Here is a 13,318-nt window from a genome sequence, read left to right on the forward strand (position 1 = left end):
ATGATCGTTCATGACCACTTTCGATAATCACCGCGTCACCCCCTGGATACTGCTCGCACCGCAATTGCTGGTGGTTGCGGTGTTCTTCTTCTGGCCGGCATTCCAGGCGCTGCAACAGGCCTTCTATGTCGAGGACCCCTTCGGCCTCGGGCGCAGCTTCGTCTGGTTCGATAACTTCACTCGGGTGCTGGCCTCGCCCGAGTATCACCGTGCCCTGGGCGTTACCGTGGCGGTCGGCGTCGGCGTGGCGGTCGGTGCCATGGCGCTGGCGCTGCTGTTGGCGGTACTCGCCGATCGCGTCATCCGCGGCGCGCGGGTCTACCGCAGCCTGCTGATCTGGCCCTACGCGGTCGCTCCGGCGGTGGCCGGGGTGCTATGGATGTTCCTGTTCGATCCGGGGCTCGGGATCGTGAGCCATCTGCTGGCTGGCGTCGGCGTGCGCTGGGATCACCATCTGCACGGCGACCAGGCGCTGGCACTGGTGATCATCGCCTCGATCTGGAAGCAGATGAGCTACAACTTCGTGTTCTTTCTCGCCGGCTTGCAGGCCATTCCCCGCAGCTTGCTGGAGGCCGCGGCGATCGACGCCGCCGGCCCGTGGCGCCGCTTCTGGAGCATCACCTTTCCGTTGTTGTCGCCGACCACGTTCTTCCTGCTGGTGATGAACAGCGTCTACGCCTTCTTCGAGACCTTCGGCACCATCGATGCCACCACCGCCGGCGGCCCCGGCGGTGCCACGCGCACGCTGGTCTACAAGGTCTACGAGGATGGCGTGATCGGTTACGACCTGGGTTCGAGCGCCGCGCAGTCGGTCATTCTGATGCTGCTGGTCGGCCTGTTGACGCTGATCCAGTTCCGCTACGTCGAGCGGCGCGTGCAGTACTGATCGCGCTTTTCATAGATCACCGGCCACGGGCCATAGGAGTTTTCATTCATGCGCTATCGCCGCCCCGCACTCGACTGGCTCAGTCACGGCCTGTTGCTGCTGTGCGTGGTCGCCTTCTGTCTGCCGGTGTGGATGGCGCTGACCGCGTCCACCCATACCCAGACCGCGCTTTATACCGGCACCGCGCCGTTGTGGTTCGGCGGCGAGGGTTTGAGCAACTTCATCGGCGTGTTGACCGCGCCGATGGATCGCCTCGGCGCCAGCGCCGCGCGCCTGCTGTGGAATTCGACGGTCATGGCGCTCGGCATCGCCGTGGGCAAGATCGCGATCTCGATCCTGGCCGCCTACGCCATCGTGTTCTTCCGCTTCCCGCTGCGGCGCACCTGTTTCTGGCTGATCTTCATCACCCTGATGCTGCCTATCGAAGTGCGCATCATGCCGACCTACAAGGTCGCCGCCGATCTGAACCTGCTCAACTCCTATATCGGGCTGATCCTGCCGTTGATCGCCAGTGCCACCGCGACGTTCCTGTTTCGCCAGTTCTACCTCACCGTGCCCAACGAACTGCTCGAAGCCGCGCGGGTCGATGGCGCCGGCCCCTGGCGCTTCTTGCGCGATATCCTGTTGCCGCTGTCGAAGACCAACATCGCGGCGCTGTTCGTGATCATGTTCCTCTACGGCTGGAATCAGTACCTGTGGCCGCTGTTGATCACCACCGACGACCACTACCTGACCACCGTGGTGAGCCTGAAACGCATCTCGGCCGCCTCCGACGAGTTGATCCCATGGCAGGAGGTGATGGCGACCACCCTGCTGGCGATGCTGCCACCGGTGGCGGTGATCGTGGTACTGCAACGCTTTTTCGTCAAAGGCCTGGTGGACAGCGAGAAATGAATACGAAGGGAATCAGGAGCACGCCATGGCGACGCTGAAACTGACAGCGCTGGAAAAGACCTACCCCAATGGTCACCGCGCCCTGCACGGCATCGACCTGGAGATCGACGACGGCGAAATGGTCGTGGTCGTCGGTCCTTCCGGTTGCGGCAAGTCCACCCTGCTGCGTTGCCTCGCCGGGCTGGAGACCATCAGCAGCGGCGAGCTGGCAATCGCCGGCCAGCGCGTCAACGAGTTGGAACCGGCAGCACGGGATATCGCCATGGTGTTCCAGAACTACGCCCTCTACCCGCACATGAGCGTGGCCGACAACATGGGCTATGCGCTGAAGAATCGCGGCGTGCCCAAGCCCGAACGCCGGCGCCGCGTGGCCGAGACCGCCAGCTTGCTGGGCCTCGAGGCGCTGCTCGAGCGCAAGCCGGGACAGCTCTCCGGCGGCCAGCGTCAGCGGGTGGCGATGGGCCGGGCGATCGTGCGCGAGCCGCGGGTGTTCCTGTTCGACGAACCGCTCTCCAACCTCGATGCCGCGCTGCGCGTGCAGATGCGGCTGGAGATCCGTCGGCTGCAGAAGCGACTCGGCATCACCTCGGTCTACGTCACCCACGATCAGGTCGAGGCGATGACCCTGGCCGACCGGCTGGTGATCATGAACGGCGGCCGTATCGAACAGGTCGGAACGCCGCTGGAGCTCTACGCCCGACCGCGCACGCGCTTCGTTGCCGGATTCATCGGCTCGCCGGCGATGAACTTCCTCGAGGCCCGCGTGAAAGACGGCGAGATCATCGTGGGGGACGGTTCAGTTCTGGCGCCCGCCGCCGATATTCAAGGCAGCATCGCGGTCGGCATCCGCCCCGAACATCTGCGCGTCGTCGACGCGGGCGAAGCCGATCTGACCGCACGGGTCGAGATGCTCGAACCGCTGGGCGCGGATACGCTGGCCTACTGCCGCGTGTCGGGGCTGTCGCTGCCCTTGGTGATTCGTCTTGACGGCGGGGCCGCGTTAGCCGAAGGTCAGACCCTGGCGGTGAAACTGCCTCTCTCGCGCCTGCACCTCTTCGACCTGGACAGTGGCGAACGCCTGCCGTGGCACTCGCCGGAGACCTCCATCGTATGACCCAGAGCACCGTTGAACGCCCCTCCGACGCCTCCCACGGCGACGTTTCTCGCCACGACAACACGCCCCGCTACATTGCCCATCGCGGCCTGTCGGCGCGCGCCCCCGAGAACACCCTGGCGGCGGTTCAGGCTGCCCATGATGCCGGCTGCGAGTGGGTCGAGCTGGATGTCCAGCTACTCGGCGACGGCACCCCGGTGATCTGGCACGACGCCGGCGTCAAGCGCTGCTCCAACGGTCGTGGCAAACTGCTCAAGCTCAACGCCGGGAGCGCCGCCAAGCTGGATGCCGGCAGCTGGTTCGGGGCCCAGTTTCGCGGCGAACGCATGGCCACGCTGGAAGCGATGCTCGAACTCATCAAGCACCTGGGGCTCGGGCTCAACCTGGAACTCAAGGTGTGTCGCGGACGCAACGCCATCGAGCTGGTTCAGGCCGCCTTGCCGCCGACCCTCGAGGCGCTGCCGGCGGACAAACTGATCGTCTCCTCGTTCGACCGCCACGCGCTGACCGCGGCCCGGGCGCTGGAGTCGGACCCCGATCGCCTGCGTCTCGGCGTGCTCGACGACAAGGCGCCCAAGCAGTGGTGGCGGGAAACCGAGCGCATCGAAGCCTATAGCCTTCATCTCGACTGGCGCAAGCTCAAGGTCAAGCGGGCCCGCGAGATCGCCGACGAAGAGATCAAGCTATTCTGCTATACCGCCAACGATCCGGTGACCTTCGAGAAACTGTGGGACTGGGGCGTCGACGGCGTGATCAGCGACGACCCGACCCGCTTCGTGACCCATGCCAAGGAAGCGGCTTCGCGCTAGGCGATGTACGGTCAGTGCCGGCGCCGCGATTCCGCCGGCCCCTTGCGTCGTTCCCCGGATTCGGCGCGCTGCAGGTTGTGCGCGCTATTGACCAGCCCCACGTGCGAGAAGGCCTGAGGGAAATTGCCCATCAGGCGCTGGCGCACGGGATCGTACTCCTCGGCGAGCAACCCGAGATCGTTGCTCACGCCCAGCAGTCGATCGAACAGCGTGCGAGCTTCGTCCCGACGACCGAGCAGGACGAGCACATCGACCAGCCAGAAGCAGCAGACCAGAAAGGCGCCCTCGCCCTGGGTCAGATCATTGCGTTTGTCGGCGGTGACGAAGCGGTAGACGAATCCGTCATGAACGAGATCCTGCTGGATCGCGTCGACGGTCCCCTGGATACGGGGGTCGTCGGCGGGCAGGAAACCCACCAGCGGCAGCAACAGCAGCGAAGCGTCGAGCGCATCGGAGCCATAGTACTGGACGAAAGCATTGCGCGAACGGCTGAAGCCCTTCTCGCAGACCTCGTCGTGAATCTTCCGGCGCAGCGCTTGCCAACGTTCGACATCGCCTTCCAGACCGAACCGTTCGACGCCCTTGATCGCTCGATCGACGGCGACCCAGGCCATGACCTTGGAATAGGTGTAACGCCGGCCCTCGCCGCGCAGCTCCCATAGACTCGCGCCGACCCCCTGCCAGTGCCTTTCCAGATATTCCACCAGCTCGCACTGGATGCGCCACAGATCCTCGTCGGGTTGCATATCGTGAACGCGTCCGAAATGCAGCCCATCCATGATCTCGCCATAGATATCCAGCTGAACCTGCTCGAACGCGCTATTGCCGATACGCACTGGCCGACAGCCATTGAAACCTTCGAGCCAGTCCAGCTCATACTCGTGCAGCCAACGCTCGCCGGCGATGCCGTAGACAGGCTGAAGCTTGCCGGGGTCGCCCGCCGCCACGCGCAGCAGCCATTGGCGCCAGACGTATGCCTCCTCCTGGTAGCCCGATGACAGCAACGCGTACAGCGTGAAAGTGGCGTCGCGCAGCCAGGTATAGCGGTAATCCCAGTTGTCGCTGCCGCCGACGCTCTCCGGCAGGGAACAACTGGCGGCGCCGACCATGCCGCCAGTCAGATTGTCGGTCAAAGCCTTCAGCGTGATCAGCGAACGCACCACGGGCTCGCGGAACGCTTCGTCGATATCGCAGCGGGCGCTCCATGCCTGCCACCAACGTTCGGTCTCGTCGAGCTCACGCTCGGCATCGCGGAGAGAGGGTGCCTTGCAGAAAGAGCGGAACCAGGTCAGCACGAACGGTACGCGTTCGCCCTTGGCGACGCGGAATCTACCCGTGATGCGACCGCCGCACTCCCTCAGCGCCACCGGCGTCCGCAGGCGCAGGCCGTCCGGTCCCGAGACCGCCAATGCCCCCGATTCGTCATAGCGTACCCAGGGCGACACCTGCCCGTAACCGAAGCGGAACAGCGCGTCGCATCGCATCTCGACTTCGCCTTCACGCCCTTCCACGATGCGCACCAGATCGACCGTCGTTTCGTCGTCTTGCTGCAACGGCATGAAATCGATGACCGCCACGCTGCCGGTCCCGGTTTCGAACACGGTTTCCAGTACCAGCGTCTCACCGCGATAACGACGCGAGCGGGAGATCACCTTCGCCGCCGGCGACAGTTGCCAGTAACCGTTTTCCGGCTTGCCCAACAGCGCCGCACAGCAGGCGTCGGAATCGAAGCGCGGCAGGCATAACCATTCGATCGTGGCCTCCCGATCGATCAGTGCGGCGGTACGCATATCACCGATGAAGCCGTAGTCCTCGATTCTCTTCGGTCCATCCATGTCCCGCTTCCTCGTATTCGCTTTTCCGTCGCCTCTGGGTGGCTGTCGTTTCCCCATGACAACGTTAACGTTCTCTGCTTCATGGGAAGAATTCGCGTCACGTTTAACGCAAATCAATCCAAACGCAGTCAGTCGATTTCCATTTATTCGCTTGTTAATTATAGCCGTGATTCACGCAGTTTTCGTCTTGCCCCAAACCGCGTTGATGAACCATCTTGAAAGATGCTTTTCGATATTGGCGTCACCCTTTTCAGCAAACCGATTCAAGCGTGGAGGCCAGGAATGAGCAGCGAAACGGTCAGCGATTTTCTTCTCAAGCGTCTATCGCAGTGGAACATCCGGCGAGTCTTCGGCTACGCCGGCGATGGCATCAACGACATCATGGGAGCTCTCGACCGCGCCGGCGACCGCTTCGATTTCATTCAGGTCCGTCACGAGGAAATGGCCGCGTTCATGGCTTGTGCCCACGCCAAGTTCACCGGCGAAGTGGGCGTCTGTCTCGCCACATCCGGTCCGGGTGCCATCCATTTGCTCAACGGCCTTTACGATGCCAAGAAGGATCACACTCCGGTGGTGGCCATCGTCGGCCAGCAAGCACGCAGTTCATTGGGCGGTGATTATCAGCAGGAGGTCGATCTGGTCTCGCTGTACAAGGATGTCGCCAACGAATACGTGCACATGGCAACCACGCCCGGCCAGGTCCGTCATCTGATCGACCGCTGCGTGCGTATCGCCTTGTCCGAGCGCACGGTCACCGCGCTGGTCATTCCCAACGACCTGCAAACCCAGCCCGCCGTCGAGACACCGCCGCACGCCCACGGCACGGTGCATTCGGGTGTCGGCTACGCTGCGCCGCGCACGATCCCGCACGAGGACGATCTCGAACGTGCCGCGGAGGTGCTCAATGCCGGGGAGCGGGTCGCGATTCTGGTCGGCGCCGGCGCGTTGCAGGCCACCGACGAAGTGATGGAGGTCGCCGATATTCTCGGTGCCGGCGTCGCCAAGGCCTTGCTCGGCCGCGCGGCGCTGCCGGACGATCTGCCCTACGTCACCGGTTCGATCGGCCTGCTCGGCACCAACCCCAGCTGGGAACTGATGGCGAACTGCGACACCTTCTTGATGATCGGTTCGGCGTTCCCCTATTCGGAGTTCTTGCCCGAGGAAGGACAGGCGCGCGGCGTGCAGATCGACATCGACGGCCGCATGTTGAGCATGCGCTATCCGATGGAGGTCAACCTGGTCGGCGACAGCGCGGCGACACTGCAGGCCCTGATTCCGCACCTGCAACGCAAGTCCGAGCGCAAATGGCGCGAACAGATCGAGAAAAGCGTCAGCCAGTGGTGGGAAATGCTCGAGCAGCGCGCCCTGGCCGATGCCGATCCGGTCAATCCGCAACGCGTGTTCTGGGAGCTCTCGCCCAAACTGCCCGACAACTGCATCATCACCAGTGATTCCGGCTCGGCCGCCAACTGGTACGCACGCGATCTCAAGTTGCGCCGGGGCATGCAGGCGTCGCTTTCCGGCGGATTGGCGACGATGGGCAACGGCGTGCCTTACGCCATTGCTGCCAAGTTCGCCCATCCCGACCGCGTGGTACTCGCCCTGGTCGGCGACGGCGCGATGCAGATGAACGGCAATTCCGAGCTGGTGACCATCGCCAAGTACTGGCAGCGCTGGAGCGATCCGCGCCTGGTGATCATGGTGCTCAACAACCAGGACCTCAATCAGGTCACCTGGGAAATGCGCGCCCAGGTCGGCGACCCCAAGTACGCCGGGTCGCAGGATCTGCCGGATTTTCCGTACGCCGAATACGCCAATCTCATCGGACTGAAGGGCATCAAGGTCGACGAGCCGGACGCACTGGCCGGCGCCTGGGACCGTGCGCTGAACGCCGACCGGCCAGTGGTGCTGGAAGTCGTCACCGACCCCGACGTGCCGCCCATTCCGCCCCATATCAAGCGTGAACAGGCCAAGGCTTACATGTCGGCGCTGCTGCATGGCGATCCCGATGCATTGGGCATCATCAAGGCATCGTTCCGGCAGTTCTCCCGCGACATCGTGCCCAAGCTCCACAAGCACTGATTCATAAGGCTCAAGAAGGCACCGCCATGCTGGAGACGACGCATGTTCCGGTCGAGGATGTCCGGGTCTCGGCCTACGAGATTCCCACCGACGCGCCCGAGTCCGACGGCACGCTCGTCTGGGACTCGACCGGCATGGTACTGGTCGAGCTCAGCGCCGGCGGCAAGACCGGGCTCGGCTACACCTACGGCCACCCCGCCTGCGCCACCCTGATCGAGGGCAAGCTGGCGGGCGTGGTCGCAGGGCGCAACGCCATGGCGACCCGGAAGTGCTGGCTGGCGATGGTCGAGTCGATTCGCAACCTCGGTCGCCCCGGCATCGGCTCGATGGCCATCGCCGCCGTCGACGTTGCGCTGTGGGATCTCAAGGCACGCCTGCTCGAACTGCCCCTGGTGACGCTGCTCGGCGGCGTTCGTTCCTCGGTGCCGGTTTATGGCAGCGGCGGCTTCACCTCCTATTCGGAGAAACAACTGCGCGAGCAGCTGGGCGGCTGGGTCGCCGCCGGCATCCCACGGGTCAAGATGAAGATCGGCCGCCGCCCGCAGGACGACCTCGCGCGTATCCGTGCGGCACGCGAGGCCATCGGCCCGGCGGCCGAACTGTACGTCGACGCCAACGGCGCCTATTCACGCAAGCAAGCGCTGGCCAAGGCGGACGCCTTTCGCGACTACGGCGTGAGCTGGTACGAGGAGCCGGTATCGTCGGATGACCTCGCGGGGCTTCGCCTGCTGCGCGATCGCGTGCCCGGCGGCATCGAGATATCCGCCGGTGAATATGGCTACGACCTGCCCTACTTCCGTCGCATGCTCGAAGCCGAGGCGGTAGACGTGATGCAAGCGGACGCCACCCGCTGCGCCGGCATTACCGGCTTTCTCGATGTCGCCGCGCTGTGCGATGCCTATAACGTACCGTTGTCGTCGCACACGGCACCGGCGTTGCACATGCATCCCGGCTGCTGCGCCAAGCAAGTACGCCACCTGGAATATTTTCACGACCACGCACGGATCGAGGCGATGCTGTTCGACGGCATCGTCGGCCCGGTGGACGGCGAATTGCAGCCCAACCTCGCACGCCCCGGCCTGGGCCTGACATTCAAGCGCGAGGAAGCCGAACGTTACAGGCAATGATCCACCACATCACCGCACGCCACCGCAAGCACGCCGGTCTTCGCCGTACCCTGTTTCTCGCCGGCCTCGCTTTCGCGTGACGTTATCGCAAGGGAAACGCTGAATAAATTGACGAGCAGGATGGAGCGCAAGGCGCACGGAGCGCAGAAGGCGAGACATAACATGGGGTTAGGCGAGCTTTCGAGCACCGCGCAACGCAGCGATTCTTCTGCGCAGACATTTAGGCAGTGTTTCCAAGGAGTCAGCGATGACCGACCTACAGACCAGCGCCCCTCAAGAGGCCTTACACGGCAGTCCCAAAGCCCCGCCAGACGAGCGACATGATCTCGCCCGGGAACTCGCCGCCGCGATCGACGGTGAAGTCCGCTTCGATGCCGGCAGTCGCGCGCTCTATGCCAACGACGCCTCGAACTACCGCCAGCCGCCGATCGGCGTCACCATCCCCAGGACGATCGACGACGTGATCGCCATCCATCGCATCTGCCGCGCCCACGACGTACCGATCCTGTCGCGCGGCGCCGGCACCAGCCTGTCGGGGGAAACGGTCAACCACGCTGTGGTCATCGACCATTCCAAGTATCTCGACAAGATCGTCGACATCGACGCCGAAAACCGCCTCGTCACGGTCGAGCCCGGCGTGATCAACGACAAGGTCAACCAGGCGCTCGGCCCCTACGGACTCGTCTTCCCCCCCGACCCATCCACGCACAAGTGGTGCACCGTGGGCGGCAATGTCGGCAACAACTCCTGCGGCATCCACTCGGTGCAGGCCCAGTTCTACGGCCACGGGCCACGTTCGAGCGACAACGTCCACTCGCTGGACATCCTGACCTATGACGGCGTGCGCATGACGCTCAAGGATCGCTACAGCGAAGACGAGATCGACGCGATCATCAGCGCCGGCGGGCGCCAGGGCGAGATCTTCGCCAGGCTCAAGGCACTGCGCGACGAGTACGCCGAGCAAATCCGCCAGTATTACCCCCGGATCGAAAACATGCCGCGACGCGTGTCGGGCTACAACCTCGACGATCTGCTGCCCGAAAACGGTTTCAATCTGGCCAGCGCCTTGTGCGGCACCGAAGGCACCTGCATGACGGTGCTGCACGCCACCCTCAAGCTGACCGAGAACGTCAAGCATCGCACCCTGGCGGTGATCGGCTTCGAGGACATCGCCGCCGCCGGCGATCATGCCGAGGAGATCATGAAGGCCCGGCCGATCGCGGTGGAAGGCATCGACCATCGGCTGTTCAGCGACGAGATCAAGCAGCACATGCACGAAGGTGTGCTGCGTCATCTTCCCGAGGGCTGTGCCTATCTGCTGGTCGAGTTCGGTGGCGCCGACGCCGAGGAAACCGACAACAAGGCCAGGGATCTCATCGAGGAGATGAAGCGGACCCGGAGTGCGCCCACCGGTTATCAGATCATCGACGACAAGGCCCACGCCGACCAGCTGTGGACCGTGCGCGAGGCGGGCCTCGGCGCGACCGCCTTTCCGCCGCCGGACAAGCACCCGCACTGGCCGGGCTGGGAGGATTCCGCGGTCTCGCCCAAGGATGTCGGCAACTATGTGCGCGACCTGCACAAGCTCTACGACAAGTATGGCTATGTCGGGGCCTTGTACGGTCACTTCGGGCAGGGCTGCATTCACTCGCGCATCGACTTCGATCTGCGCTCCGAGGAAGGCGTCACCAAATTCCGCGCCTTCATGCAGGAAGCCGCCGAGCTGGTCGTCTCCTACGGCGGCTCGTTGTCCGGCGAGCACGGCGATGGCCAGGCACGCGCCGAACTGCTCGATCGCATGTACGGCAAGCAATTGGTGGATGCCTTCCGTGAGTTCAAGCGCATCTGGGATCCGCGCTGGCGGATGAACCCCGGCAAGGTGGTCGATCCCTACCGGCTCGACGACAACCTGCGGCTGATTCATTACCACCCGATCGAGCCCCAGACCGGGTTTGCCTTTCCCGACGATTCACGGCGTTTTTCGGAAGCGGTGATCCGCTGCGTCGGCGTCGGCAGGTGCCGCAGCGACGAGGGCGGCACCATGTGCCCCAGCTACATGGTCACCCGCGAGGAGAAGCACACCACACGAGGACGCGCGCGGCTGCTGTTCGAAATGATGGACGGTGGCGTGATCAAGGACGGTTGGCGCTCGGAGGAGGTCAAGGAATCCCTCGATCTATGCCTGGCCTGCAAGGGCTGCAAGGGCGACTGCCCGGTCAGCGTCGACATGGCGACCTACAAGGCGGAATTCCTTTCCCATTACTACGAGGGGCGCTTGCGGCCGATTCCCCACTATGCCTTCGGCTTCATCGACCGCTGGTCGCGGCTGGCCTCGAAGCTACCCGCACTGACCAACTTCGTCACCCAGGCGCCCGTGCTGCGCAGCCTCGCCAAGCGTGCCGTGTCGATGCCCGAGCAACGCCGGGTCCCCATCTACGCGCCGGAAACCTTCAAGGCCTGGTTCGCCAAGCGTGCGGTGGTCAACCCGCAAGGCACGCCGGTCATGCTATGGGTGGATACCTTCAACAACCATTTCTACCCGGACACTGCCCAGGCGGCGACCGAAGTGCTCGAGGCAGCGGGCTACCGCGTGGTGCCACCACCGGAAGGGCTCTGCTGCGGTCGCCCCTTCTACGACTTCGGCATGCTCGACAACGCTAAGGCCTACCTGCACAACGTCATGAACGTCTTGCGCGAGCAGATCGATAGCGGCATGCCGATCATCGGCCTCGAGCCCTCGTGCATCTCGGTGTTCCGCGACGAACTCACCAACCTGTTTCCCGATGACCACCGCGCCCAGCGGCTCCGGGAAAACAGCCTCATGCTCAGCGAGTTTCTGATTCACCATGCCGAAGGCTACGAGCCGCCCCGATTTCACCGCAAGGCACTGATCCACGGGCATTGCTACCACAAGGCGATCGTGCATCTCGATGCCGAGAAGAAGCTGTTCGACAAGATGGGCCTCGACTATGAAGTGCTCGACTCGGGCTGTTGCGGCATGTCCGGCTCGTTCGGCTTCGAGCGCGAGAAATACGGCGTCTCGATCGCTGCCGGCGAACGCGTGCTGCTGCCCCGCGTGCGCGATGCCGACAATGAGACATTGATCATCGCCAACGGCTTCAGTTGCCGCGAACAGATCGCCCAGACCACGCCACGGCGCGCCCTGCACATCGCCGAAGTGCTGCGCATGGCGCTGCATCACGGACCGGTCACCGCCGGCCCGCCGGAGCAAGAGATCGAACACCGCCGCGCGGCGGCGCAGAAACGCGCCAATCAACGGGCCGCGCTGGCGACCGGCGCGCTGGTGGCCGGCGGCCTGCTGCTATGGAAACTGAATCGAGGCCGCCGGGGCTGAATGCCTGCCAACCATGCGTTTTCGACAGCGGAAAGGAGTCCCTATGCGATCCCAACAGCGTCAGGAAATCGTCGTCATCACCGGTGCCGGCGCCGGGCTCGGACGTGCCACGGCCCGCGAGTTCGCCCGGCACGGTGCGCAGCTCGGCCTGATCGCGCGCAGCCAGGCGCGGCTGGAGGCGGTCAAGAGCGAGGTGGAAGCCCTCGGTGGCCGTGCCGTCGCGATCAGCGCCGACGTTGCCGATGCCGGTCAGGTCGAACGGGCCGCCGAGCGCATCGAAGCCGAACTCGGCCCGATCGATATCTGGGTCAACGACGCCATGACCACGGTGTTCTCCCCTTTCCACGAGATGAGCGCCGAGGAGTTCCAGCGCGTGACCGAAGTCACCTATCTGGGCAACGTCAACGGCACGCGGGCGGCGCTCAAGCGCATGCGCCCGCGTGACCGGGGCACCATCGTTCAGGTCGGCTCGGCGCTCGCTTACCGGCCGATCCCGCTGCAGACTGCCTACTGCGGCGCCAAGCATGCGATCAAGGGCTATACCGAAGGGCTGCGCTGCGAACTGCTCAGCGAAGGCAGCCAAGTGCATGTGACGATCGTCGAAATGCCGGGGCTGAACACGCCGCAGTTCGACTGGTGCAGGAATCACCTGCCCAAGCGCGCTCGCCCCGTCGCCCCGGTTTATCAACCCGAAGTCGGTGCCCGCGCGATCTACTGGGCGGCGCATCATCGCCGCCGTCAACTCTATGTAGGCATTTCGTCGCTGTTGACGATCTGGGGCAACAGGATTGCGCCGGGCCTGCTGGACCGCTACCTGGCCCGCAACGCGGTCGGCGGCCAGCAGACATCCGAGGACGAAATGCCCGAGCGCGCCGACAACCTATGGCAACCGGTCAAGGGGGACCAAGGCGCGCGCGGGCGTTTTAATCGCCAGGCGCACGCCGGCAGCATGCAACTGCAAATGACCACTCATCGCCGCGAGATCGGCCTTGCCGCGGGCGCCGCGGTGCTTTTCGGTGCGGTGGTATGCCGTGCACGCCACAAGCGGCGCAAGCGTCTCGCCAAGCGGCATTGAATCCTTCGGCTCGAGCGAGTCCCGCCGCAGCGCAAAGGCGCAGGTCTCTTCGCCAGTGCGTAGCGCCGAAAAGCGCCTGCCAGTCATGCCAAATAACACCTTTGGCGGCGGGCCACTGGACGTAAACTAGCGAGCATGCCC

9 protein-coding genes are annotated in these 13,318 nt (G+C 64.3%); 8 read left to right on the plus strand and 1 reads right to left on the minus strand.

Annotated features, from left to right (window positions below; all coding sequences use genetic code 11):
- The first annotated feature begins 10 nt into the window (after positions 1-10).
- The 4 genes from ugpA to DOM57_RS00530 are packed head-to-tail and all read left to right on the plus strand — an operon-like array spanning position 11 to position 3,703.
- On the plus strand, positions 11-886 hold the full coding sequence (gene ugpA / locus DOM57_RS00515) for a sn-glycerol-3-phosphate ABC transporter permease UgpA (RefSeq protein WP_110647284.1): 876 nt from the start codon (positions 11-13) through the stop codon (positions 884-886).
- Positions 887-934: 48 nt separating this feature from the next.
- Complete coding sequence (gene ugpE, locus DOM57_RS00520) at positions 935-1,780, plus strand: sn-glycerol-3-phosphate ABC transporter permease UgpE (RefSeq protein ID WP_110647285.1); 846 nt, start codon at positions 935-937, stop codon at positions 1,778-1,780.
- Positions 1,781-1,805: 25 nt separating this feature from the next.
- Entirely contained in the window at positions 1,806-2,894 is a 1,089-nt protein-coding gene (locus DOM57_RS00525) for an ABC transporter ATP-binding protein (protein ID WP_110647286.1), read from the plus strand.
- Complete coding sequence (locus DOM57_RS00530; RefSeq protein ID WP_110647287.1) at positions 2,891-3,703, plus strand: glycerophosphoryl diester phosphodiesterase; 813 nt, start codon at positions 2,891-2,893, stop codon at positions 3,701-3,703. Before DOM57_RS00525 ends, DOM57_RS00530 begins: the two co-directional genes overlap by 4 nt.
- 11 nt (positions 3,704-3,714) lie before the next feature.
- Here DOM57_RS00530 and DOM57_RS00535 read toward each other — a convergent pair whose 3' ends face one another.
- The gene (locus tag DOM57_RS00535; RefSeq protein ID WP_110647288.1) at positions 3,715-5,538 is read right to left on the minus strand and encodes a glycoside hydrolase family 15 protein; all 1,824 of its coding nucleotides are present in this window, start codon (positions 5,536-5,538) and stop codon (positions 3,715-3,717) included.
- A gap of 282 nt (positions 5,539-5,820) precedes the next feature.
- Between DOM57_RS00535 and DOM57_RS00540 the strand changes: the two genes are divergently transcribed.
- From DOM57_RS00540 to DOM57_RS00555, 4 genes are all read left to right on the plus strand, one after another.
- Positions 5,821-7,620: a thiamine pyrophosphate-requiring protein gene (locus DOM57_RS00540; RefSeq protein ID WP_110647289.1), complete on the plus strand. Its 1,800-nt coding sequence runs from the start codon at positions 5,821-5,823 to the stop codon at positions 7,618-7,620.
- 26 nt (positions 7,621-7,646) lie between these two features.
- The gene (locus DOM57_RS00545; protein ID WP_110647290.1) at positions 7,647-8,747 is read left to right on the plus strand and encodes an enolase C-terminal domain-like protein; all 1,101 of its coding nucleotides are present in this window, start codon (positions 7,647-7,649) and stop codon (positions 8,745-8,747) included.
- Positions 8,748-8,994: 247 nt separating this feature from the next.
- Positions 8,995-12,102, plus strand: a complete 3,108-nt coding sequence (locus tag DOM57_RS00550) for an FAD-binding and (Fe-S)-binding domain-containing protein (protein WP_110647291.1) — start codon at positions 8,995-8,997, stop codon at positions 12,100-12,102.
- Between the two features lie 43 nt (positions 12,103-12,145).
- Entirely contained in the window at positions 12,146-13,177 is a 1,032-nt protein-coding gene (locus tag DOM57_RS00555) for an SDR family oxidoreductase (RefSeq protein ID WP_110647292.1), read from the plus strand.
- The last annotated feature ends 141 nt before the right edge of the window (positions 13,178-13,318 follow it).

It is taken from the genome of Salinicola peritrichatus, from assembly GCF_003206715.1.
Taxonomy (GTDB): Bacteria; Pseudomonadota; Gammaproteobacteria; order Pseudomonadales; family Halomonadaceae; genus Salinicola; species Salinicola peritrichatus.